The 22,811-nt window shown below is 40.5% G+C and carries 22 protein-coding genes, 1 rRNA gene and 1 pseudogene; 5 read left to right on the forward strand and 19 right to left on the reverse strand.

Going from position 1 to position 22,811, the window contains the following annotated elements; all coding sequences use genetic code 11:
- The 9 genes from HMPREF0848_RS09785 to HMPREF0848_RS09825 all read right to left on the reverse strand — a co-directional run.
- Window positions 1–69 (reverse strand): 16S ribosomal RNA (locus tag HMPREF0848_RS09785); the annotation flags it as partial.
- A gap of 428 nt (window positions 70–497) precedes the next feature.
- The gene (gene spx, locus HMPREF0848_RS09790) at window positions 498–896 is read right to left on the reverse strand and encodes a transcriptional regulator Spx (RefSeq protein ID WP_008536290.1); all 399 of its coding nucleotides are present in this window, start codon (window positions 894–896) and stop codon (window positions 498–500) included.
- Between the two features lie 178 nt (window positions 897–1,074).
- Entirely contained in the window at window positions 1,075–2,214 is a 1,140-nt protein-coding gene (gene recA, locus HMPREF0848_RS09795) for a recombinase RecA (RefSeq protein ID WP_008536291.1), read from the reverse strand.
- Window positions 2,215–2,249: 35 nt separating this feature from the next.
- Window positions 2,250–3,521 carry a competence/damage-inducible protein A gene (locus tag HMPREF0848_RS09800; protein WP_008536293.1) on the reverse strand — a complete coding sequence of 424 codons (1,272 nt, stop codon included), beginning with the start codon at window positions 3,519–3,521 and terminating at the stop codon, window positions 2,250–2,252.
- Window positions 3,522–3,615: 94 nt separating this feature from the next.
- Entirely contained in the window at window positions 3,616–4,170 is a 555-nt protein-coding gene (locus HMPREF0848_RS09805) for a DNA-3-methyladenine glycosylase I (RefSeq protein WP_008536294.1), read from the reverse strand.
- A gap of 8 nt (window positions 4,171–4,178) precedes the next feature.
- A complete protein-coding gene (gene ruvA / locus HMPREF0848_RS09810; protein ID WP_008536295.1) occupies window positions 4,179–4,769 on the reverse strand; it encodes a Holliday junction branch migration protein RuvA in 591 nt (196 codons plus the stop codon).
- A gap of 157 nt (window positions 4,770–4,926) precedes the next feature.
- Window positions 4,927–5,148, reverse strand: coding sequence for a hypothetical protein (locus HMPREF0848_RS09815; protein WP_008536296.1), 222 nt, complete (start codon window positions 5,146–5,148; stop codon window positions 4,927–4,929).
- A gap of 130 nt (window positions 5,149–5,278) precedes the next feature.
- A complete protein-coding gene (gene mutL / locus HMPREF0848_RS09820) occupies window positions 5,279–7,222 on the reverse strand; it encodes a DNA mismatch repair endonuclease MutL (protein WP_008536297.1) in 1,944 nt (647 codons plus the stop codon).
- 46 nt (window positions 7,223–7,268) lie between these two features.
- Window positions 7,269–7,574, reverse strand: a complete 306-nt coding sequence (locus HMPREF0848_RS09825; protein WP_008536298.1) for a hypothetical protein — start codon at window positions 7,572–7,574, stop codon at window positions 7,269–7,271.
- A gap of 178 nt (window positions 7,575–7,752) precedes the next feature.
- Here HMPREF0848_RS09825 and HMPREF0848_RS09830 point away from each other — a divergent pair, with 178 nt between their 5' ends.
- Window positions 7,753–8,190, forward strand: a complete 438-nt coding sequence (locus HMPREF0848_RS09830; protein ID WP_037609596.1) for a LytTR family DNA-binding domain-containing protein — start codon at window positions 7,753–7,755, stop codon at window positions 8,188–8,190.
- On the forward strand, window positions 8,187–8,642 hold the full coding sequence (locus HMPREF0848_RS09835) for a DUF3021 domain-containing protein (RefSeq protein ID WP_008536303.1): 456 nt from the start codon (window positions 8,187–8,189) through the stop codon (window positions 8,640–8,642). Before HMPREF0848_RS09830 ends, HMPREF0848_RS09835 begins: the two co-directional genes overlap by 4 nt.
- Window positions 8,643–8,675: 33 nt before the next feature.
- Here HMPREF0848_RS09835 and mutS read toward each other — a convergent pair whose 3' ends face one another.
- The 3 genes from mutS to argR are packed head-to-tail and all read right to left on the reverse strand — an operon-like array spanning window position 8,676 to window position 12,014.
- A complete protein-coding gene (gene mutS, locus HMPREF0848_RS09840) occupies window positions 8,676–11,234 on the reverse strand; it encodes a DNA mismatch repair protein MutS (RefSeq protein WP_008536304.1) in 2,559 nt (852 codons plus the stop codon).
- Window positions 11,227–11,586, reverse strand: coding sequence for a YlbF family regulator (locus HMPREF0848_RS09845; RefSeq protein WP_002888589.1), 360 nt, complete (start codon window positions 11,584–11,586; stop codon window positions 11,227–11,229). The genes mutS and HMPREF0848_RS09845 overlap by 8 nt, the downstream gene beginning before the upstream one ends.
- Complete coding sequence (gene argR, locus HMPREF0848_RS09850; RefSeq protein ID WP_192805705.1) at window positions 11,586–12,014, reverse strand: arginine repressor; 429 nt, start codon at window positions 12,012–12,014, stop codon at window positions 11,586–11,588. Before argR ends, HMPREF0848_RS09845 begins: the two co-directional genes overlap by 1 nt.
- A gap of 154 nt (window positions 12,015–12,168) precedes the next feature.
- Here argR and argS point away from each other — a divergent pair, with 154 nt between their 5' ends.
- A complete protein-coding gene (gene argS, locus HMPREF0848_RS09855) occupies window positions 12,169–13,860 on the forward strand; it encodes an arginine--tRNA ligase (protein ID WP_008536305.1) in 1,692 nt (563 codons plus the stop codon).
- An 873-nt stretch (window positions 13,861–14,733) separates the two neighbouring features.
- On the opposite strand, the gene purB is transcribed toward argS, so the two are convergent.
- The 5 genes from purB to purD all read right to left on the reverse strand — a co-directional run bounded on the left by purB (window position 14,734) and on the right by purD (window position 20,043).
- Window positions 14,734–16,032 carry an adenylosuccinate lyase gene (gene purB, locus HMPREF0848_RS09860; RefSeq protein ID WP_008536306.1) on the reverse strand — a complete coding sequence of 433 codons (1,299 nt, stop codon included), beginning with the start codon at window positions 16,030–16,032 and terminating at the stop codon, window positions 14,734–14,736.
- A gap of 14 nt (window positions 16,033–16,046) precedes the next feature.
- Window positions 16,047–16,883: a hypothetical protein gene (locus tag HMPREF0848_RS09865; RefSeq protein WP_008536307.1), complete on the reverse strand. Its 837-nt coding sequence runs from the start codon at window positions 16,881–16,883 to the stop codon at window positions 16,047–16,049.
- A gap of 128 nt (window positions 16,884–17,011) precedes the next feature.
- Window positions 17,012–18,103 carry a 5-(carboxyamino)imidazole ribonucleotide synthase gene (purK, locus tag HMPREF0848_RS09870; protein ID WP_008536308.1) on the reverse strand — a complete coding sequence of 364 codons (1,092 nt, stop codon included), beginning with the start codon at window positions 18,101–18,103 and terminating at the stop codon, window positions 17,012–17,014.
- Window positions 18,090–18,581: a 5-(carboxyamino)imidazole ribonucleotide mutase gene (purE, locus tag HMPREF0848_RS09875; protein WP_008536309.1), complete on the reverse strand. Its 492-nt coding sequence runs from the start codon at window positions 18,579–18,581 to the stop codon at window positions 18,090–18,092. The genes purK and purE overlap by 14 nt, the downstream gene beginning before the upstream one ends.
- 199 nt (window positions 18,582–18,780) lie before the next feature.
- Complete coding sequence (purD, locus tag HMPREF0848_RS09880) at window positions 18,781–20,043, reverse strand: phosphoribosylamine--glycine ligase (RefSeq protein ID WP_008536311.1); 1,263 nt, start codon at window positions 20,041–20,043, stop codon at window positions 18,781–18,783.
- Window positions 20,044–20,349: 306 nt separating this feature from the next.
- On the opposite strand from purD, the gene HMPREF0848_RS09885 reads away from it, so the two are divergent.
- Window positions 20,350–21,189: a CHAP domain-containing protein gene (locus HMPREF0848_RS09885; RefSeq protein WP_002888600.1), complete on the forward strand. Its 840-nt coding sequence runs from the start codon at window positions 20,350–20,352 to the stop codon at window positions 21,187–21,189.
- Between the two features lie 191 nt (window positions 21,190–21,380).
- Here HMPREF0848_RS09885 and HMPREF0848_RS10995 read toward each other — a convergent pair.
- Window positions 21,381–21,458 (reverse strand): annotated as a pseudogene (locus HMPREF0848_RS10995) (IMP cyclohydrolase); the annotation flags it as partial.
- A 54-nt stretch (window positions 21,459–21,512) separates the two neighbouring features.
- Window positions 21,513–22,022, reverse strand: a complete 510-nt coding sequence (locus HMPREF0848_RS09890) for an HXXEE domain-containing protein (RefSeq protein WP_008536314.1) — start codon at window positions 22,020–22,022, stop codon at window positions 21,513–21,515.
- 167 nt (window positions 22,023–22,189) lie between these two features.
- On the opposite strand from HMPREF0848_RS09890, the gene HMPREF0848_RS09895 reads away from it, so the two are divergent.
- Window positions 22,190–22,732 carry a TetR/AcrR family transcriptional regulator gene (locus HMPREF0848_RS09895; RefSeq protein ID WP_008536315.1) on the forward strand — a complete coding sequence of 181 codons (543 nt, stop codon included), beginning with the start codon at window positions 22,190–22,192 and terminating at the stop codon, window positions 22,730–22,732.
- Window positions 22,733–22,811 lie beyond the last annotated feature (79 nt).

Below are 22,811 nucleotides of genomic sequence, written 5' to 3' on the forward strand. Positions count from 1 at the left end.
GCGTTCTACTTGCATGTATTAGGCACGCCGCCAGCGTTCGTCCTGAGCCAGGATCAAACTCTCATTAAATTCTTTAATAATCGTTCGAGCGTTAACTCATTTCCGTCTTCTGACGTTTTTTTCTTGTAAATTGACAGGTTATAATTTCTTCTATCATAACCCTGCACTTGGTTTCTTATTCAGTTCTCAAAGGTCTTTGTCTCTCTTAAGACAACTCCTATATTCTAGCAAATCTAGAATATCTTGTCAACACTTTTTGAAAAGTTTTTTCCAAACTTCCTCGTGTCTCAGCTGCATCCTCCGATGTAGCCTATTCATATTATCATCTCTTGCTTGCCTTGTCAATAACTTTTTTAAAGTTTTAATTACTTTGTTACTTAGTTGTACGCTTGAGACCTTAATAGTCTATCAAGTTTACGAACTAAAGTCAATACCTTTTCTTTTCTTTATCATGAATTTCATTAAAAAAGAAGATCTAGGCAATCTTCTTTTTTGTTTTAAAGTGCTGCACGCATACGTGCTTGTGAATTTTCGACATTACGTATTGAGCGTGGTAAGAAAGCACGAATATCATCTTCTTTATAACCCACTTGCAATCTTTTATCGTCAATTAGTATTGGACTTTTTAAGATTCTAGGGTTTTCCTGAATCAAATCAATGACTTCACTAACACTTAGCTCATCAATATCACAATTCAGAGCTTTTGCATAACGATTTTTTGATGAAACAATACTTTCAACACCGTTCTCCGTTTTTGAAAGGATATTGAGGATTTCTTTTTTTGTAAGTGGTTCTTTACCAAGGTTTTGTTCTTTATAAGGAAGTTGATGGTTATTCAACCATGTTTTTGCTTTTTTACAACTTGTACAACTTGAAATTGTATAAATTTTAATCATGTTAATTCTCTCTTTCTGTCACATGATACTATAATCTTATCACTGTCCTTTATTTTAGAAATCGGTCTAGCGACCTATTTTATACTTAAGGGATATCTTATTGAGTTATTAAACATCTCTTTTATTTTCAAAAACTACACTTGGACAAAGAAAAAGAGCCTTTCAGCTCTTTTTCGACTTATTCTTCAATTTCGATTGTTGAGTCAAGATTTAGAACGAGTTCATCTGACGTTTCGTCAACCTGCTTTTCTTCAACAACATCTTCTTCATCTGGCTCAATTAAACCATAGTGCACACGTACCTTATGGTCGATTTCTTCAAAAATTTCTGGGTGGTCTGCTAAATATTTTTTAGCATTTTCAGATCCTTGACCAATCTTCTCACCATTGTATGAGAACCAAGCTCCTGCTTTTTGAATGATACCTAAATCACTAGCAATTTTAACAAGCTCACCTGTTTGTGAAATACCTTCACCATACATAATTTCAACAAAAGCTTCTTTAAATGGTGGAGCAACTTTATTTTTAACAACCTTAATTTTGGTTTCTTTACCAACATTCTGATCTTTCTTATCACCAGTTCCTTTGATTTGTGTATTTCCACGGACATCAAGACGTACTGACGCATAGAATTTTAGGGCACGTCCGCCAGGTGTAGTCTCTGGATTACCAAACATGATACCAACTTTTTCACGCAACTGGTTAATGAAGATAGCAATTGTCTTCGTTTTATTGATAGATGCAGAAAGCTTACGCATAGCTTGACTCATCATACGTGCTTGAAGTCCGACATGACTGTCACCAATATCTCCATCAATTTCTGCACGTGGTACCAAGGCCGCAACTGAATCAACAACAACCAAATCAACTGCACCAGAGTCAATCAGCTTACCTGCAATTTCGAGACCTTGTTCACCTGAATCAGGTTGTGACAAAAGGAGCTCATCGATATTAACACCTAGGGCTGCCGCATAAGCAGGGTCAAGAGCATGTTCGGCATCAATAAAAGCTGCGATGCCACCTTCTTTTTGTGTCTGAGCTACAGCATGAAGGGCCACAGTTGTTTTACCTGATGACTCTGGTCCGTAAATTTCGATAATACGACCTTTAGGATAACCACCTGCACCAAGAGCAATATCCAATGCTAGTGAGCCTGAGCTCATCACCTGAACCTTTTGCTCTGCACGCTCACCAAGGCGCATTACAGCACCCTTACCAAAATCTTTTTCAATATTTTTCAATGCATCATCAAGGGCCTTACGACGCTCATCACCGAATTTCTTAGTAATTTCTTCTGTTTTTTTTGTTTTCTTAGCCACTTATTTTCCTCTTCTTTCTATAGTTAAAGACAAATTTAAATCAAGTTGTCTTCTTGTAATAAAGCTTGGCGAACTAGGTTAAAGGCATAGAGGGTACTAATATATCTAACATCAGAACGACTTCTTCCACCTATAACAACCTTGATTGATCTTACTTGATTCCTATCAGCAATACCAATAAATACTGTGCCTGCTGGGTGTCCTTCTAATGAATCTGGTCCAGCTACACCGGTAAGTGCAATTCCGTAATCGCTATCTGTTTTAGCTCGAGCACCTTCTGCCATTTTTTCTGCAGTAAAATGACTAACAACACCATGTTCTTCTAATTGAGACAAAGAAATACCCAACATTTTAGATTTTTCTTCAATGCTATAGGTAACAAATCCACCTTTGAACACTTGCGAAGCTCCTGAAAAATCAGCAATACTAGCTTGAAATAAGCCAGCTGTCAAACTTTCAGCTGCAGTAATGGTTTTGCCATATTTCTTAAGCAATTGAAATGCTTCATAAGCTAAACTATTTGATTCTCCATATCCATAAATGAGATCGGATAGGGACTTACCATCTAAAGTTTTAGTAGAACGAATTTGTTTTTCTAAAACATCTAATTTCTGATCTGCTTCTTCTTGCGAGGAAGCCTTGGTTGACAAGCGCAGTGTCACCTCGCCCACTTTAGCGTATGGAGCTATGGTTGGATCTGTTTGGTTAACAATAAAATCCTTCAGGATAGTAACCAATTGACTTTCTCCAACACCAAAAAATCTTAGAACTCTAGAATAAAGAGTAGTATGATTCTCTGTAAGCGCTGGAATAAGCTCTTGGTTCACCATTGGTTTGAGTTCACTTGGTGGACCAGGCAAGACGACATAAGTCACTCCTTTAGCAGTGATAATCCCCCCAACTGCTAAACCTGTGAGATTTTGCAAGGGCACAGACCCCTCAACAATTTGCGCTTGGCGTTCATTATTAGGTGTCCGTGTATGTTTAGGACGAGTAGCAAAGAAACTATCCAGTTTTTTACTTGCCTCCTCGTCAAAGACAAGTTTTTTCCCTAGAAACTTAGCCAGTGTTTGCTTGGTTAAGTCGTCCTCCGTAGGGCCAAGTCCACCACAAAGTATGACTAAGTCACTACGTTTACTAGCTTGATTTAGAACTGAAAGAAGACGGTTTTCATTGTCCCCTACTGCTGTGTGAAAATACACATCAATTCCTAGTTCAGCTAGTTTTTCAGATAAAAATTGGGCATTGGTATTGGTGATTTGCCCTGTAAGAATTTCAGTTCCTACTGCAATCAATTCAGCTTTCATTGGTTCACCTATATTATTATTCGTAAAAAATCTCAAAAATATGTTTGTTTATAAACTAACACGTTTTTGTCATATTGTCAATCAAATATACTCATTATTTAAAGTCGCAATCATTTTCATGATCGTTCACAAATCCTGTAGCTTGTAAAAATGAGTAAATGGTAGTCGGGCCTAAAAATTTAAACCCTCGCTTTTTTAAATCCTTTGCTATTTGTTTAGAAAGGTCTGTTGATGATGGGACGTCCTTATATGTGGGAACGTTATTTATCAAGGGCTTCCCGTCAAAGAAATGCCAAAAATATTGGGATAGGGAGCCAAATGCATCTTGGAGTTTAAGTACTTGTTTGGCATTATTTACAGTTGCTTCTAGTTTAAGTTTGTGACGAATGATATCCGGATTTTGAAGCGCTTCTTCAAGTTCACTTAGGCTAAACTGGGCAACACACTCAATATCATAGTTATGAAAAACACGATTAAAAGCCTGACGCTTATTTAAAACCGTTAACCAGGAAAGCCCTGACTGATAACTTTCTAAGCAAAGAAGCTCAAAAAGTTTTTGATCATCACCAATAGGCTTTCCCCATTCCTTATCATGATAATCACAATAGAGTTTGTTGTCGGTTGGAACCCAACGACATCGATTGACCATTGCTTACCTCACTTCATCAACATTTTAAGAGCTGACTTAATATATTGCTCTGCCGTTTCATTGGTACCATCAAAGAAGGCTTTTACTTTCTTAAGCTCTGTGGCTTTGTAACCAAGAGCAAGCAAGGCTTCCATAGCTTCATCCAACTGATGATTTCCTGCAGGCTGATTTGGTGTGGTTTTGGTCGTTTCTGATGGTAACTCTGCAAATTTTCCTGCCAGATCCAGAACCATTTGTTGAGCAGTCTTTTTACCAATCTTCGGAAACTTCATCAAGTACTTGATGTCACTATTATCAACAGCAGCAACCAAACCTTGATTATCATCTACGGCAACAATAGCTAGAGCTGTGGTCGGCCCTATTCCAGAAACCGAAATAAGCTTAAGGAAAACTTCTTTTTCATCTTCAGTATGAAAACCAAAAAGAAGGTGGGCATCATCTCTAATAACCTGATGAAGGTAGACTTGGATAGTCTGATTCATTTGGTCAGAAAAACTATATGGATTTGCTACAGTGACAATGTAACCTAGACCGTTTGCTTCTATAACAATATACTTGGCAGTAATTTTTACTAGAGTTCCTTTGATGTAATCATACATAGTGTGTGATTTCCTTTCTCGTTCGTATCTTCAATGGATTACTTTATCATTTTATATTTGTAAGATAATTGTCTTGAGTGTTTATCTTCTCATCTCAAGTACTGCTGTACTATTGTAACAAAAAATCCACTCGAAAGTGGATTCTGTTTGCTCTATTTTAAGGATGACTACTCGTCTTTAAAATATCAATAATCATCTTCAAGCCTAAGAGAACATATGTTGAAATGCCTAAGGTGAGGGCAATGCTAGACACGTTTACTAGAGTATTCTCCAAACTTGGTCGACCTAACCAAGCTAAAATGTAGAAAATCAAGCTAGTCGCTAAAAATGTTAAGCCAACAAGTAAAAAGTATTTATTAGTTTTTGTTAGGTGTCTCATCACTCTACCTCCTAACTTAAAAATCAGGCAATCATCCTACAATGATATGCTAAAACATTAGAAGATTCCTTATCTTCACCACTATTATAAATCTAACATGCCTATTCGTAAAGCAAGACCAAAAAAAGTTTTAATACTTACCTAGGTCACGTAGACTCGTATGATTTTCTTGGATACGACGGAACATTTTTTCCATATCGGACTTTGTAAAGTTGACAAGAACTGGACGTCCATGAGGGCAATTGTAGGGATTTTTACACTGGGCAAGCTGTACTAGTAGGTCACGCGCAGAGTAATCATCCAGAGCATGATTGGCCTTGATTGAACGTTTACAACTCATCATGATGGCTAACTCAGCACGGTAGGTCTTAACAGACACTTCATTCGTCAAAAGAAGCATGTCGCACATCTCATAGACTGCAGATTCAATCTCTTCTTCCTTCATCCAGATAGGATGTTCACGAAGAATGAAGGTGTTATTTCCATAAGGCTCTAGATAGATACCAACCTGGTTAAGAAGAGGCATTTTTTCTTGTAAGCTAATGTAATCTGAACCTGAAAATTCAAAGAGATAGGGAACCAAGAGCTGTTGTAAACTACTGTCAACCTCACCAATCTTTTCGCGATAGTACTCATACTTGACACGTTCTTGGGCAGCATGCTGGTCAATGATGTAAAGTCCACCTTGTCCTTGTGCAAAGAGATAGGTTCCATGCATTTGACCAAAAAACTCCAACTCAGGGAAGGTTGATGTTTCCTCATTGTCCAGATTTTCAAGCATGCGCTTCATTTTCGACTTGTTTTTATAATCAAGTTTTTCGTGTTCGTTATCACCTTCATCTACCGAACGCTGTGCCTGTTTTACAGTTGGCTTCGCCTTGTTTTCATCCGGTGTTGCTGTAGATTTAGACTCTGATACTAGAGGTTTGATATCTTCTTGGACAGTCTCTGGTTTGACAAAGAAATCATTACGGCTGCTATCATAATAAAGATTGGTTTGTTTGAGTGGAAGACTGGTTTGAACCGGCTTAGTTGCACCTCTAGTACTAGACTTGGCTAGATTTTCAAGGGCATCAGGAATCAAATCCTGCTCTCTAAGGCTTTGAGCAATGGCAGAGCTGATGAGGGCCATAAGCTCCTTTTCTTTAGAGATACGTACTTCCTGCTTTGTTGGGTGAACATTGACATCAGCCAAATAAGGATCAATTTGAATATCAATAACCGCAATAGGGAAGCGCCCTACCATGAGTTTAGAACCATAACCATCAAAAATAGCACGGTTAAGTAGGAAGTTTTTTATATAACGTCCGTTAATGAGAATCGTGATGTAGTTACGATTCGCACGAGTTAATTCAGGAAGGCTGACATAGCCAGAAACTTCAAAATCAAGGTCAGAATTTGAAATTTCCACCATTTTTTTAGCCGTTGTCAAACCATAAATCCCTGCAATGGCTTGACGGAGGTCTCCGGTACCTGATGTCTGTGTCAACTGACGACCGTCATTAAGCAAGGTGAAGGCTACTTCAGGATGAGCTAGACTCAATCGATTGACAACATCGACAATGTGAGCCAACTCAGCCTGTAAACTTTTCATATACTTGAGACGAGCTGGGGTGTTATAAAATAAGTTTTCAACGGTAATCTTTGTTCCCACTGGGGTTGAAATAGGATCCTGACTCTCAATTTCTCCACCTTTGGCAACCAGTTTAGTCCCGTAGGCTTCTCCATCCGCTGCGGTCACAATAGTTAGGTGACTGATAGAAGCTATAGAGGGGAGGGCCTCACCTCGAAAACCAAGGGTTCGAATACGAAAGAGGTCTCCTTGATTTTTGATTTTACTTGTTGCATGACGGCGCAAACTCATGGCTACATCAGCTTGAGCCATTCCTTCGCCATTGTCTGTGATTTGAATTTTTGAGAGGCCTGATTCTTCAACTTCAATGGTAATCTGGGTGCTACCTGCATCAATAGCATTTTCCACCAACTCTTTGACAACACTGGCTGGGCGCTCTACGACCTCACCAGCAGCAATCTGATTGGCTAGCACCTCAGGCAATTCGATGATTTTTGGCATAATTATTTTCCCTTCTAAAAAGTTGAGAGACTACTGTTTCTAACTGTTACTGATGCTTACTATACAACCATAACTCACACACAACTGTTAGCCAAGATAAGGCTGTGGCTATAACAATCATATCTCCATGACGAAGGTTGAACCAAATGAGTCCAGAAAAAATCAAGAGGTAGATGACTTGGAAAATCCATTGATAGGTTTTAGTAAAGCTTGTCGAATCCAGAAACTGCTTCACGAAGAAATAAAGCAAGAGCAAGTTCAGTGTTAGTGACTTTTCAAAAGGTGTAAAAAAGCTCAAAATTAGACTACAGGCAAGAAAAATTCCTGCTAGCCACTTCATTATTGATTTCATGCGATTACCTCGTCAGTACGTTTTCATTAAGTATAGGGGTTTTCGAAAATATTTTCAACCACTTAGACACCATATAGGACCACATAGACAAGTGCTATTGCTGTGGGCTAGTAAATAGTGTTTAATAAAGGTGTGAAAGGGAGGAGGCCTCCTAAATTACAAATAAGAAAGGAATGTTATGAAAATAAAAGTTCAGATTGACTCAGCATTTCAAGAAGAAATGTTGCAGATTCAGGCTCCTAGTCGGACGCCTAAGATTCAGCAAGTCGTCGAGTTTGTCGAAAGTTTGGATAGTAACCAGCGACTCAAGGGAAAAAGAGATGGCGAAACTTACCTCATCGAACCTAATGCTATTTCCAGAATTTACATCGAAAATCGTCAAGTTCTAGCTGAAACTACTCAAGGAGAGTATCACTTAGGCCTACGTCTCTATCAAGTTTTAGAAAAACTGCCATCACATTTTCTCAAAATCTCACAATCAGAGATTGTCAACCTCAAAGAAATTGAACGTTTCAACATCACCCCTAACGGCCTCGTTGAAATTCACCTTAAAAACAAGGAAACCACCTACTCATCACGCCGTTACCTCAAATCAATAAAGGAGAAATTACAATGAAAAAACAATTTTTTAAATCAGGCACAGTTGGTATCCTTATTGGACTAGTCGTATCCATGGTTATGTCTCTTATCTGGGCGCCAAGCTACATGCCCCTAAATCCTCACTCAGCCATTGGACAATGGATGACCTCACATCAGATTCACGGATCCTTCGTATTGGCCTACTGCCTTATCACTTGGTTTGCTATCGGTATTCTTTTTGAAGTCGCTAGTTATATTTTCCGTAAGGCTGAATGGAGTTTGCTTCGTGCAACCCTCACTCACTATGCCTTGACTTGCCTCGGTTTCATTCCACTAGCTACCCTCAGCGGATGGTTTCCTCTACGTTTGACTTTCTACTTGGAACTCGTCATTGAATTCAGCCTTATCTATCTCATCGTTTGGGTCATCTCTTATTGGAAAATGAAAAAAGAAATTGAGGAACTGAATCAAGAATTGAAACATCTATAAAAGACAAGAAGCCTGTCAATTGACAAGCTTCTTTTATAGTTTCTGTTTTAAATCGGCTACAGCCATCATGACTTGCATAGGTGTCATATTGTAAATGTCTAAATCACGTAACTCTTGAAGAACTGGATTTTCAGTAAAATCATCAAAGAGAGAGATTTGCTCGTTGACATGTGTTTCAGTGACAGGCTTCTCTTGAGGCGATACCTTTTCCTGAGGTTGGATGGTAACTGTCTCGCCCTCTAGTTGTGTCAAGATGGTGTCAGCACGTTCCAGTAAATCTGTTGGTAAACCTGCAATCTTAGCTACATGAATACCATAAGATTTATCGGCTGGGCCATCGACAATCTTGTGAAGGAAAGTCACCTCACCATCCTTTTCAAGTGTCGCAACATGAACGTTGACAAGGTGTGTCAAAGTATTTGACAGGGCTGTCAACTCATGATAATGGGTAGCAAACATGGTCTTAGCTCCTACCTTGTCGTGAATAAACTCAATGATAGACTGGGCCAGAGCCATACCATCATAAGTGGCTGTCCCACGTCCCAACTCATCAAAAATAATCAAGGAATTAGGTGTCGCCCGCTTAATAGCCTGGTTAGCCTCCATCATCTCAACCATAAAGGTCGACTGACCCGAAATCAAATCATCTGCAGCACCAATACGTGTATAGATGGCGTCAAAAACTGGCAAATCAATACTATCTGCTGGCACATAAGAACCCATCTGAGCCATAACGACTGACAAGGCTAACTGACGCATATAGGTAGATTTACCACTCATATTTGGCCCTGTGATGAGCTGAATATTGGTCTGACTGTCAAAGGTAATCGTGTTTGGAATGTATTCCTGGACGCCCATAACCTTCTCAACCACCGCATGACGGCCCTGATCAATAACGATACGATGCTCATCATTAAAAACAGGACGAACATAATGATTAGTCTCTGCTGTAACTGCCAAACTCTGAAGCACATCGACTGTCGCAATGGCCTTAGCCAAAGACTGCAAACGGTCGATATAGCGTTCAACCTGCTCACGGACACGCATGAAAATATCATACTCTAGCGTTGACGACTTTTCACGTGCCTCAAGCATTTCACCTTCAATTTTAGCCAACTCAGCAGTTCCAAAGCGCTCTGAATTTTTCAGGGTTGCCTTGCGGAAGAAATGGTCAGGAACCAAGCTAAGGTTAGAGTTGGTCACATGGAAGTAATAACCATCTTTACGGTTATAATCAATCTTTAGTGTTGTAATACCAGAAGCTTCACGTTCCTTGGCTTCGATATCTGCGATCCATGAGGTTCCCTCACTCATCACCTTGCGATACTTGTCCAAGGTCTCATCAAAACCAGCACGGATAATGCCACCTTCTGTAATGGTTGCAGGAGCATCTGGATCAATAGCAGACCGAATCAGACTTTCTAATTCTGGCAGAGTATCTAAGTCTTGTAAAAGGGCTGACAAGACATCGTCATTAAAAGACTCCAAAATCGCCTTAATGACCGGAACCTGAGCTAGGGTATGACCTAACTGAATCAAATCTTTTGGATTAGCCTTGCCAAAGGAAACACGACTAGCTAGGCGCTCAATATCGTAAACCCCTTTAAGACTCTCGGTCAAGTCACTACGCTCAAAGAAATTGTCCAAGAAAACTTGGATAATATTCTGACGCTCCAAAATAGCGGCTTGATTCACTAAAGGACGATCAATCCAAGTTCGCAAGAGACGCATTCCCATAGCTGTCTTGGTTTCATCCAAGAGCCAGAAAAGAGATCCATGTTTCTTGCCCGTTCTAGCATTTTCCAGTAAATCCAAACTTGACTTGGTCGCATAGGACATCTGCAAGTAATCCTTAATCTCATAGTGCTGAGCCTTTTGTAAATGACTAAGCTCTCGCATCTGAGTACGGTGCACATACTGGAGAAGTTTACCAGCCACACTGCTTTCCAAATCTGTCAAGCTAGTGTCAATCAAGTGGACATCATCGTAAACATCTGTTTCCTTGGAGAGTAGAAGGTTGAGTTGCTTGACCAAAACTTGTTCGTCAACTTCAGGTAAATCATAACCAACCACTACTTCACGTGCTTTAAGGTTCTGAATCTCACTACAAACTGAACTGAAATCATCCAACTCTGTCGCAAAAAATTCACCTGTTGACACATCCATATAGGCCAGTCCGAATCGACTTCCAACCTTGTCAATGGCTACTAAGAAATTGTTGGCATTATCAGGTTTAGAGCTGTCAACCACTGTCCCTGGCGTGATAACCTGAACCACCTCACGCTTAACCACACCAACAGCCTGTTTAGGGTCCTCCATCTGCTCAGCAATGGCTACCTTGTAGCCCATCTCAACCAAGACATCAATATAAGCTTGAGCTGAGTGATAAGGCACACCCGCCATAGGAATGGGATTATCTGCATTCTTATTACGACTGGTTAGGCTAATTTCCAATATTTGGGCAGCCTTAACGGCATCCTCGTAAAATAATTCGTAAAAATCGCCCATACGAAATAGCAAAAAAGCATCTGGATAATTTTCCTTGATATCCAAATACTGCTGCATCCCTGGAGATATTTTTTCCTTAGCCATGTCTTAACTCCTCGTTAATCCTTTCTTCGATAGACTTGGTCACATATTGGATCAAGTCACTGGCATCTTGCATTTTTTGACGGTAGTCCTGAACAATGGGTAAATTTTCCAACTCATGCTGAATTAAATCTGCCTGCTCACCTGCCTCCTCATAAGCACGCTGTTTCTCAATTTTTTGAAAAAGCACAGCTTCTTGTTGATAAGCCTTCATTTGTCCAGCCAGATGACTGATTTGAGGGACCTGCCCGATAGCTTCCTCAGCCTCTTGAAAAGCAAGAACCGCCTCATGGTGTTTGAGGAGGTCGATTAACTCTTCTTTGGCTTTTTGGAGGTCCTGATGAGGAGTCTTCATCAGTGAAACTCGCTTTCCAATTTTTCAGCAACCATAGCGTCCTTACAGATGACTAAAAGGGTATCTGCGCCAGCAACAGTTCCTAAAATTTCAGGATTTCCATCACTGTCAATCAGATTCGCCAAAACATCAGCTTCACCCAACTCTGTGTGAAGGACCAGCATAAACTGGGCACGGGAAACGGATTTGACATAGTCCTTAACCGTAGGATCTAAACTTGGAAGCACATGTTCAGACAGACTATAGTATAGTCTACCTTCCTCATCACGAAGCTTCAAGAGGCCAATCTCACGCAAATCACGTGATAAGGTAGCCTGTGTAACTGTGATACCTTCCGCCTCTAGACGTTGCTTAATTTCCTCTTGTGTCCCAATCTTCTCTCTTGAAATCATCTGTTTGATAACAGCTTGGCGATCTCTCTTCATTATCTTTCCTCTTTTTATGTATATTCCTTGCATATTATAACAGAATTTTTGTATTTTTTCATGAAATACTTCCTAAGAGATAGCTTCTTGTCCCTACCCTATTAACTGAAATAATGGTAAAATAGAAGTTAATGACAAGATTTGAAATGGAGTACCTATGAATACTAAAGAACTCATTGCAGCAGAGATTGCCAAAGTTGTTCCCGAATTGGAACAAGAAAACATTCAAAATCTGCTTGAAACCCCTAAAAACGCTGACATGGGGGACCTCGCCTTTCCTGCCTTCTCATTGGCAAAAGTCTTGCGCAAGGCTCCTCAAATGATTGCAGCAGACATCGCTGAAAAAATCGATGCCTCAAACTTTGAAAAGGTTGAAGCTGTTGGTCCTTATATCAACTTCTTCCTTGATAAATCAAAAATTTCAGCGGACGTTCTTGGACAAGTTATTGCTCAAGGTAACCACTACGCTGACCAAAATATCGGCCACGGACGTAACATTGCCTTTGATATGTCTAGTCCTAACATCGCTAAACCTTTCTCTATCGGTCACTTGCGTTCAACAGTTATCGCTGACGCTCTTGCCAACATCGTAGCTAAACAAGGTTACAAACCAGTCCGCATCAACCACTTGGGTGACTGGGGTAAACAGTTTGGTATGCTGATTGTTGCCTATAAAAAATGGGGTAGCGAGGAAGCTGTCAAAGCCAACCCGATCAATGAACTCCTTCAACTTTATGTGCGTATCAATGCTGAAGCGGAAGAAGACCCATCTGTAGACGAAGAAGCTCGTGAATGGTTCCGTAAATTGGAAGCTGGTGACGAGGAAGCAACTGCCCTCTGGCAATGGTTCCGTGACGAAAGCTTGGTGGAATTCAACCGTCTCTACGATGAACTCGGTGTTTCTTTTGATAGCTACAATGGTGAGGCCTTCTACAATGATAAGATGGATGAAGTCGTTGACCTCTTAACAGAAAAAGGACTTCTCCAAGAATCTCAAGGTGCCCAGGTGGTTAACCTTGAAAAATACGGTATCGAACACCCAGCCCTCATTAAAAAATCAGATGGTGCAACACTCTACATCACACGTGACTTGGCTGCTGCCCTCTACCGTAAACGTACTTACGACTTTGCCAAAGCCATCTATGTGGTTGGTAATGAACAATCTGCCCACTTCAAACAGTTGAAAGCTGTCCTTAAAGAAATGGGCTACGACTGGTCTGACGACATGACTCACGTTGCCTTTGGTCTTGTCACTAAGAACGGTAAAAAATTGTCAACTCGTAAGGGTAATGTTATCTTGCTTGAGCCAACTATCGCTGAAGCTGTCAACCGTGCCCAAGCTCAAATCGAAGCTAAGAATCCAAACTTACCTAACAAGGAAGCTGTTGCCCACGCTGTTGGTGTCGGAGCTATCAAGTTCTACGACCTTAAAACAGACCGCATGAATGGTTATGACTTTGACCTTGATGCCATGGTATCCTTCGAGGGAGAAACTGGACCTTACGTTCAATATGCACATGCTCGTATCCAATCTATCTTGCGCAAGGCTGACTTCACGCCATCTGCAGATGCTACATACAGCCTAAACGACGTTGAAAGCTGGGAAATCATCAAACTCATCCAAGACTTCCCACGCATCATCAACCGTGCTTCAGACAACTTTGAACCATCTATCGTTGCTAAATTTGCTATCAGCTTGGCCCAAGCCTTTAACAAATACTATGCGCACACACGTATCTTGGACCAAAGCCCAGAACGTGATAGCCGTTTGGCTCTTTGCTACGCAACAGCAACAGTCCTCAAAGAAGCTCTTCGCCTTCTCGGTGTTGAAGCTCCAGACGAAATGTAATCTATACTTAAAACGCCTAAGGGCGTTTTTTTAGTAACCCAAAAAAGAACCCAACACATCATGTTGAGCTCTTTTGGAGATTATGAAAAAGAAAAGTTCGTTGTTCTACAAATAGTATCAGCCAACGAGACTTACTGAACAAAGTTCAGTAAATGTTATTTAGGATGTTTTAAGTCTAATATAGTTTTCTTAAAGCAATCTTAAGACGCCGTAAAAAAATCCCCTAAGGGATTTTCACAGCAATCCAAAGACTACTGACAAAGATACGATTGTACAGGCTTTCCAACCTCCTCTTCCTAATCCTCCAAAGGTGACCGCTTGTCCAATAGAATCTTTATATAACTATATTACCTTGTTTTGGAAGGGTTTTCAAGTGGTTTCTTAAAATATCCTAATAAAATCTTAAAAAGAAGAAAAAAGTCTAGATATCTAGACTTTCTTCGGGGAGATTTGTTATGAAAAAGTTTTTCACCAGCTCGCCAAAGCTAGTTGTTTTATTAGGATAGTTATAATATAAGCTAATAAACTTAAAGGTTGCTTAAAATATCATTCCCTTGAATCACTTTTTAAAATGATAAGTAAAATAAGTAACAATAAGGAACCACTAGGAATATCCATATCTAAAAACCAAGAGGGGGCTTTGATACTTCCAATATCGTTCATGATGGGGAGGATATTAAAAGCAATGCTTACTATTAAGAGGCTCAACTCCAGTAAATACTTAAATCGTCCTTTTAAGATGACTAACTTCTCCTTTCTGACAGTTTTCTAGCGATGACTCTATTATAAGGCTGAAAAAGAAACAAAACTAGTGACATAAATGTCACCATCAAAAAAAGCAGGGCAAACCTGCTTTCTGTTATTTTGTTTAGATTAGTCACCCAAACCAATGCGTTCGAAGATTTCATCAACACGTTTAGTGTAGTAAACTGGGTTGAAGATTTCGTCGATCTCTTCTTGAGTGAGACGAGATGTTACCTCTGGATCTGATTCAAGAAGTGGTTTAAAGTCTACTTGGTTATCCCATGATTGGGCAGTCTTAGGTTGAACAAGGTCGTAAGCTTGCTCACGTGTCATACCTTTTTCAATCAAAGTAAGCATGGCACGTTGGCTGAAGATAAGACCAAATGTAGAGTTCATGTTGCGGATCATGTTTTCTGGGAAGACTGTCAAATTCTTAACGATGTTTCCGAAACGGTTGAGCATGTAGTCAATCAAGATAGTTGTATCTGGTGCGATGATACGCTCAGCTGATGAGTGAGAGATATCACGTTCGTGCCAAAGGGCTACGTTTTCATAAGCTGTTACCATGTGACCACGGATAACACGCGCAAGACCTGTCATATTTTCAGAACCGATTGGGTTACGTTTGTGAGGCATTGCTGAAGATCCTTTTTGACCTTTGGCAAAGAACTCTTCCACTTCACGTTGTTCAGATTTTTGAAGACCACGGATTTCAGTTGCCATACGCTCGATAGAAGTTGCGATGCTAGCAAGAACTGCAAAGTACTCAGCGTGAAGGTCACGAGGAAGGACCTGTGTAGAGATTTCTTGAGCACGGATACCAAGTTTGTCGCAGACGTATTTTTCAACGAATGGTGGGATGTTGGCAAAGTTACCAACCGCACCAGAAATCTTACCAGCCTCCACACCAGCAGCCGCATGCTCGAAACGCTCAATGTTACGTTTCATTTCGCTGTACCAAGTTGCCAATTTAAGACCAAAAGTTGTAGGCTCAGCGTGCACACCGTGCGTACGACCCATCATGATAGTGAACTTGTGTTCTTTCGCTTTGTCAGCGATGATGTTGAGGAAGTTTTCAAGGTCTTTGCGGATGATGTCGTTAGCTTGTTTGTAGAGGTAACCATAGGCAGTATCTACCACGTCAGTAGAAGTCAAACCATAGTGAACCCACTTACGCTCTTCACCAAGCGTTTCAGAAACCGCACGTGTGAAGGCAACGACATCGTGACGTGTTTGCTGCTCAATTTCCAAAATACGGTCGATGTCAAAGTCCGCTTTTTCACGAATCAAAGCCACATCTTCCTTAGGAATTTCTCCCAATTCAGCCCATGCTTCATCGGCCAAGATTTCCACCTCAAGCCAAGCACGGTATTTATTTTCTTCAGTCCAAATGTTCGCCATTTCTGGGCGTGAATAACGGTTAATCATTGTTTCCTCCTTAACTATAATTCAAAAGGTTCTACTTGAATCGTGTTTTCATCAATCTTTATATTAGCGTAATGGTGAAAAACATCTTCTTGGTATACCTTCTCAATTTGTAAAGCAAAAGCATAGCAGTATTTGTTTTTTAGTAAATCAAAGAATTCAATACGTATCGATAATATCTTCGGTATGCCTTGCTCTATGAGATTTATCTCTTCTTTACTAAGCGCACAGTCTAGTGATATATCTAACTCCAAACAACTTTCTTTTTTCACAAGACAAGATTTATAAAAATTTTCATAATTTAAATTACCTGCTATAACATCATCTAACACTATAATATTACTTAGTATCGCATTATTAGAGCTAACATTGGAAATACAGAGTAAAAATCTAGATTGTACATAAACATATTTTGATGACTGTGACAATAAGCTTTCTATCTCACCAGATAACTTATCTTTTCCTGCTTTTAAACTACTTTGAACGCTTTTAAAGTATTCGGTGCTTTTCTCTAATAATGGGATGTTATTTTCTTGAAATTTTTTTAAACTCGTCTCATCTCTAAGTATAATTTGAGATTTTGAAAAATCACCTTTGTTATCAAGATTTTTACTTGAAAACCTTAATATAGGTCTGTAGCTTATTTTTTCATCTCTTCGGGACTGTTCCGATTCAAAATCCAAAGTTAGCTTAATCCCAATAATGGTAACAAAACTACCAACTAAACTACCATAAAAAGATAACCAATCATACCCTTTAGTTAAACCAAAATTCTGGTTAGATAAATCAAGAATCACAGGTAGCAAAATCAATACTCCAAAAATTAAAAAGTACTTTTTATTATTTTTAAACATATAATTATGCCCTTTATATAAGAAAATCTAAAAATTGTATACATTAAATACTAATAAAAATTATTATGTAGATTTTTATTAGATTACAAAATTTACACTATGAAATCCGTATTCAAGAATGAGTCCATCTACCAATCTATTCCTTTCCCAAACTCAACCACACTATCTGGCACATCACTAAACAAAGTCACATGACCCATTTTGCGGTTGTGCTTCGCTTCTAGTTTACCATACATGTGGAGGTGGGCGCTTGGATTTTCTGTGACATAACGCTCAGCTGCTTCGACGTGTTGGCCGAGGACATTGAGCATGACAGCAGGGGCATGGAGGTGGATTGCTGGAAGTGGCGCTCCGAGAACGCCCAAGATATGTGTGTCAAATTGTGAAAAATCACAGGCTTCGATTGAGTAGTGTCCAGAGTTATGTGGGCGTGGTGCAATTTCGTTAACGATGATGTCATCAGCTGTCGCAAACATCTCCACACAGAGGGTACCAGAGAGGGTAAGTTGCTCGGCAATCTTCACAGCCATAGCTTTAGCTTTCTCAGCTAGACTGTCAGAAATACGGGCAGGCACGATGGTTTTAGAGAGGATGTTGTTGCGGTGGATATTTTCCTGAACTGGGAAAACCGTCACATCCTTGCCGTTACCAGATACGATGACTGAAATTTCAAGGTCGAAGTTAACGAACTCTTCCAAGACACACTCGGCCGAGTTAGCAAGGGCATTTGCCTCTTCCAAATCATCAGCTGATGTGATGACTTTTTGACCGTGGCCATCGTAACCACCTGTCGCTGTCTTGAGGACGTATTTTTTAGAAAGGTCAATATCTTCCAAATCAAGGCTAGATGTCACGACCTTGTAAGGAGCAACTCTCACTTGAGCCTTGTTTGAGAGGAAGTCCTTTTCAAATATACGGTTTTGTGAAATACGAAGCAGGTCTGTCCCTTGTGGAAGCTGACCATCTTTGATAACAGCGTCAAGACCGTCAGCGTCGACATTTTCAAACTCATAAGTGAGAACATCACAGCGGTCTGCCAACTGACGAAGGGCATCTACGTCGTCGTAAGGTGCCACGATAACCTCAGACACACGAGAAGATGGACAATCTGCTGTAGGATCAAGGGTGATAACCTTGTGGCCCATGTAAATAGCTGAGATAGCCATCATTTGACCGAGTTGACCACCACCGATGATACCAATGGTTTTAGTTGAGCTCATTTGTAGACTCCTCTGCGATTTTTCCTTGTTCTTCAGCAAAGTTAGCAAGCGCATCTGCAATGGCCTTGTCTTCTACTGAGAGGAGACGGAGGGCAAAGAGTGCAGCATTGGTAGCTCCTGATTCACCGATAGCCATGGTTGCGACTGGTACCCCACCTGGCATCTGAACGATAGAATAGAGTGAATCCACACCGCTAAGAGCACGTGATTTGACGGGCACACCGATGACTGGAAGGGTTGTTTTAGCAGCAACCATCCCTGGCAAGTGAGCAGCGCCACCCGCACCAGCGATGATGACCTTGATGCCACGGCTACGTGCTTCTTCCGCATGTTTGAACATGAGGTCCGGTGTACGGTGTGCGGAAACAACTTTCTTTTCGTAAGAGACACCGAAGTTGTCGAGAACTTCAGCAGCTTTTTGCATGGTTGCCCAGTCGGATTTTGAGCCCATGATAATGGAAATAATTGGTTTAGTCATAATTTTTCCTTTTCTTTTTTGATAATGGTCTTAGGTGGTGGGGACGGAAGCAAACCTTCGGTTTCATTCCTAAACTTTGAGCCTAAGGTCTCAAAGTTTCCCTCGACCAGAACAGGATTTGTTCTGGTCTTTTCACCACGGCGACCATTATCTTAGTTTGGCTCGCTTTCGCTCGCCTTTTACGACCCATGGTCGCTGATTATTTATTAGCCTTACTACCAATGTCGTTTCGATAGAAGAGGCCTTCTGTGTTTTGTTTGTCGAGTTCGTTGTAGATGATATTTTGGCCGTCTTTGACGGTGTCTGCTGTTGTGACCAACATGTAGACACGTCCGCCGTTTGAAAGAAGGTTTTGGCCGTTTTCAGCGAATTTGGCACCGGCATAATAAGTGATGATGTCATCCTCTGTCTTGGCTGGAAGCTTGACACCTTTCTCATAAGCGAGTGGGTAGCCATTTGAAGCTACAACCACGCCCAGTGTCACACCCTTGTCCGTCCAAGTGATGGCTGGCTCTTTGCCATCCAAAATGTCAGTGATATTTTGCGCAAAATCAGAAGTCAAACGAGGCAAGATGATTTGCGTTTCAGGATCGCCAAAACGTGAGTTGAACTCGATGACTTTAGGGCCGTCAGCTGTCAAGATAAGACCAGCGTAAAGGACTCCAGTGTAGGGACGACCTTCTTTAATCATACCTTCAAGAACTGGCTTGACAATGGTGTCAACCGCTGTGTCAACCACACTCTGTGGCAAGTGAGGAACTGGTGCATAGGCACCCATCCCACCAGTGTTCGGACCCTTGTCACCATCATAAGCACGTTTGTGGTCCTGAGCCGTTGGCATAATGTAGAACTTGTCCCCATTGACAAAGGCAAAGAGAGAGAACTCTTCCCCGTCAAGGAATTCCTCGATGACCACACGCGCACCTGAGTCTCCAAATTTATTGTCCAATAGCATCTCGTGAGCCGCTTCTACTGCTTGCTCAACTGTTTCAGCAACGACGACACCTTTACCAAGGGCCAAGCCGTCTGCCTTGACGACGATTGGAGCACCTTTTTCCTCAATGTAGGCCTTAGCTTCTTCGAAATCTGAAAAAGTGCCATAGGCTGCTGTTGGAACGTCGTATTTGACCATGATTTCCTTAGCGAAATCCTTAGACCACTCCAGCTCAGCCGCAGCCTTGGTCGGACCAAAGGCTTTGAGTCCTGCCGCATTGAAATCATCCACGATTCCAGCCGCAAGCGCATCATCCGGACCGATAAAGGTCCAAGCAATATCGTTCGCTTTTGCAAAGTCAATCAGCTTAGAATGTTCGGAAATTCCGATATTGATCAAATCAAGACCGTCCAATGTCATCCCGTCATTACCAGGAGCTACGAAAACTTGCTCAACATCCTTAGACTCCAATAATTTCTTGGCAATCGCATGTTCACGACCACCAGAACCAACAACCAAAAGTTTCATTTGAAAGATACCTCAATATCAAATAAGACTAGGGGCAAATGCCCATTAACGACAATCATTCGGAAAAATTAGCAATTTTCACGAATTATACATAACCATTATAACATATTTGTTCGGAGATATGGGGGTGTAGCCAAATTTGAACACAAAAAAGGCGGCCACTTGGACCACCTCTTAGGAGATTATGAAAATGAAAAAAGTTATTTAGGATTAATGATAGTATAGTCTAAACAGCTTAAGGGAGGCTTAAACGCAAAAATATCTTCATTTTCCTGAAAAACTGCGAATAGGTAGGTGGAGGTTAAAATGAAGAAAAAAATCGTTAAATGTCTTTTATCACTAACCGGCTTAGCTACGGTGCTAATTTCTTGGGGTGCTCCCACACAGGCGGCTGTCCTCGGAGATGACTATCCTTCCTCTTGGAAATATGGGGGCTTCGGCGTGGACCCTTGGACTATGTACTGGCGTCAGTGTACGTCCTTTGCGGCCTATCGCCTCAGCAATACCAATGGATTCACCTTGCCTGTAGGTTATGGGAATGCTATCACTTGGGGACCAATTGCACGAGCGAATGGACATCGTGTAGACATGAATCCTGCTGTTGGAAGCATCGCTTGGTTTTCAGACGGTGTCAACGGAGCTGGATACATGGGACATGTTGCTTGGGTAGCCGAGGTGAATGGCGATCAGGTCACTATTGAAGAATACAACTATAATGCTGGGCAAGGGCCTGAGAAATACCATAAACGCAGTTTCCATAAGAGTCAAGTGTCTGGCTATATCCATTTTAAAGACCTCGAAGCAGGAGCTCAAAATGGAAATTCTACTAACTCTTCTATCAAAGTTGGCGATACTGTCCGATTTACAGGTACTTTCCGTGTCACATCAATCGTAGGAAGTCATATCACTAGCCAAGATTTAGCAGGAGGCACACCAACTAAACACAATATTGTTGACCCTGGCCCAGTCATTGAAGTTGATGGACAAGGCAATCCAACTTCAGACCAGTACCTCAATCCTGGTGAAACTTTTAACATTCCAGGTAACTTCAAAGTGCTTGCCATTGATCCACCAAGCGATGGCGTTCTCGTCCAAATCGGCAATCGCAAGACTTGGGTAACCCAGTCTGTCCTTGAAAAGGTTTAAATCTATTGAACAATCGTGAGAACGGTTGTTTTTTCATGCACTGAAATAAAAAAGCCCAGCTAGTGCTGAGCTTTTAGGAGATTTATGAAAAAGAAAAGTTTTTTAGGATGGTATTAGTATAGCTTGGGTAGCTTAAAGGAAACTTAAGGCATCTAAAAAAACATCCAATTCCTTGGATGCTTTGTGAATTCTTAATGACGGAAATGTCTTACGTCTGTAAAGATCATTGTCAAACCATGTTTATCAGCCGCTTCGATTGACTCTTGGTCACTTCTTAAATTTGTTCTTTCAGAAGCTTAAAATAGGTCTCAATTCATCATTTTTTATTTCATGTACTTTTCTAAGCTTATTTGAATTTTTGGCATAATTTGGTGCATGACTTTAAGATTCGTATAGGCTAATGCCGTCGCCACGAAAAGATATACAATGACTGACAGCAGAGAAACCTCAGAAGGCCAATAGTGGAAAATAATCATTAAAACAATGGGTAATTCTAGAGTTACTGTGACAACTCCAGGAACATAGCCTCTAAATTGCAGGCACATGATATAATGGATCATGAAATGAGATGTATAAGCTATTACAAATGAGAAATAGAGTACAGTGTTGTGAGTCATCTGACAAAGACCAGAAATAAACAGCAAAATGATAAACTCCTCTAAAACACCTACTGCAAAGGCAGAACCCTGTGTAACAGAACCAAAGAACGGTTTCTTAAAAGTCCGTAACTTTTGATGATGCCGTTTTTTCCACAAGGGCATAAAAATCATCTCTTCGAAATCATGTAAAATAAATAAAATAGGCAGCATCCAAACATTAAAAAGAATGCTCATCTCTTTACCTCCTTAATAATATCTAACAATTGTACAATGTTCAGAATAAATGATAATCATACATCACGCGCAACAAATTTAGTATAAAGACAAACTGTTACAAAAACAAGAAGTTAAGTGAAATTGGCACAGTTTGGCCAAAAGTGTGACAGGAAAGGAGAACTACCATGGAATACCAATCACGGCAATGGCTGGAGGAAGCCTTGTTCGATTTATTAGCAACTAAGAAATCCCTACGTAATATCAGTGTTGCTGAACTCAGCGAACATGCTCAGATTGCTAGACGAACGTTTTATCGTTATTACCATTCAAAAGAGCAAGTCCTTACGAATTATTTAGACCGCTTAATCCAAGACTATATTATCGAACTTCAAACAGCAAAACTGACTAATTTTGAAGATTTAGTAAACCTTTTCTTTCAGTATTGGAGCCAGTACACTGAGCCATTAAAAATTTTGCAAGATGCAAACTTGCTCGTGCTTATCTTACAAAGGTCTTATGATAAGCTTTCTGCTGCTTATACCACTGTCATGGCACCTTGGCATGTCACAAACAGTAATCAAAGACAAATCACCTATGATAGTAGATTCATCGCCGGAGGTCTATACAATATTTTTGATGAATGGTTAAAAGGAGATTATCAGGAAATGCCTGTTAACGAGCTAGTCACTACGGCCTTAAACACCCTAAAACGTATGAAGAATAGTTAAATGAGAAGCTGATTTTTCGAGATTAGTTACGAACAATTCTAACAAATCGTTTTAATAATTTCTAAAACTAAAATGCTTA

This window comes from Streptococcus sp. C150 (assembly GCF_000187445.1).
In the GTDB taxonomy this organism is placed as follows: Bacteria; Bacillota; Bacilli; order Lactobacillales; family Streptococcaceae; genus Streptococcus; species Streptococcus raffinosi.

Coding starts and splice junctions, on each gene's coding strand:
- HMPREF0848_RS09890 (WP_008536314.1), bottom strand. CDS start 22,022: ATGAGCATTCTTTTTAATGTTTGGATGCTGCCTATTTTATTTATTTTA.
- mutL (WP_008536297.1), bottom strand. CDS start 7,222: ATGCCAAAAATCATCGAATTGCCTGAGGTGCTAGCCAATCAGATTGCT.
- spx (WP_008536290.1), bottom strand. CDS start 896: ATGATTAAAATTTATACAATTTCAAGTTGTACAAGTTGTAAAAAAGCA.
- purD (WP_008536311.1), bottom strand. CDS start 20,043: ATGAAACTTTTGGTTGTTGGTTCTGGTGGTCGTGAACATGCGATTGCC.
- argS (WP_008536305.1), top strand. CDS start 12,169: ATGAATACTAAAGAACTCATTGCAGCAGAGATTGCCAAAGTTGTTCCC.
- ruvA (WP_008536295.1), bottom strand. CDS start 4,769: ATGTATGATTACATCAAAGGAACTCTAGTAAAAATTACTGCCAAGTAT.
- HMPREF0848_RS09815 (WP_008536296.1), bottom strand. CDS start 5,148: ATGAGACACCTAACAAAAACTAATAAATACTTTTTACTTGTTGGCTTA.
- HMPREF0848_RS09885 (WP_002888600.1), top strand. CDS start 20,350: ATGAAGAAAAAAATCGTTAAATGTCTTTTATCACTAACCGGCTTAGCT.
- HMPREF0848_RS09800 (WP_008536293.1), bottom strand. CDS start 3,521: ATGAAAGCTGAATTGATTGCAGTAGGAACTGAAATTCTTACAGGGCAA.
- purE (WP_008536309.1), bottom strand. CDS start 18,581: ATGACTAAACCAATTATTTCCATTATCATGGGCTCAAAATCCGACTGG.
- purK (WP_008536308.1), bottom strand. CDS start 18,103: ATGAGCTCAACTAAAACCATTGGTATCATCGGTGGTGGTCAACTCGGT.
- HMPREF0848_RS09895 (WP_008536315.1), top strand. CDS start 22,190: ATGGAATACCAATCACGGCAATGGCTGGAGGAAGCCTTGTTCGATTTA.
- HMPREF0848_RS09865 (WP_008536307.1), bottom strand. CDS start 16,883: ATGTTTAAAAATAATAAAAAGTACTTTTTAATTTTTGGAGTATTGATT.
- HMPREF0848_RS09830 (WP_037609596.1), top strand. CDS start 7,753: ATGAAAATAAAAGTTCAGATTGACTCAGCATTTCAAGAAGAAATGTTG.
- HMPREF0848_RS09805 (WP_008536294.1), bottom strand. CDS start 4,170: ATGGTCAATCGATGTCGTTGGGTTCCAACCGACAACAAACTCTATTGT.
- HMPREF0848_RS09845 (WP_002888589.1), bottom strand. CDS start 11,586: ATGAAGACTCCTCATCAGGACCTCCAAAAAGCCAAAGAAGAGTTAATC.
- HMPREF0848_RS09835 (WP_008536303.1), top strand. CDS start 8,187: ATGAAAAAACAATTTTTTAAATCAGGCACAGTTGGTATCCTTATTGGA.
- HMPREF0848_RS09825 (WP_008536298.1), bottom strand. CDS start 7,574: ATGAAATCAATAATGAAGTGGCTAGCAGGAATTTTTCTTGCCTGTAGT.
- mutS (WP_008536304.1), bottom strand. CDS start 11,234: ATGGCTAAGGAAAAAATATCTCCAGGGATGCAGCAGTATTTGGATATC.
- purB (WP_008536306.1), bottom strand. CDS start 16,032: ATGATTAACCGTTATTCACGCCCAGAAATGGCGAACATTTGGACTGAA.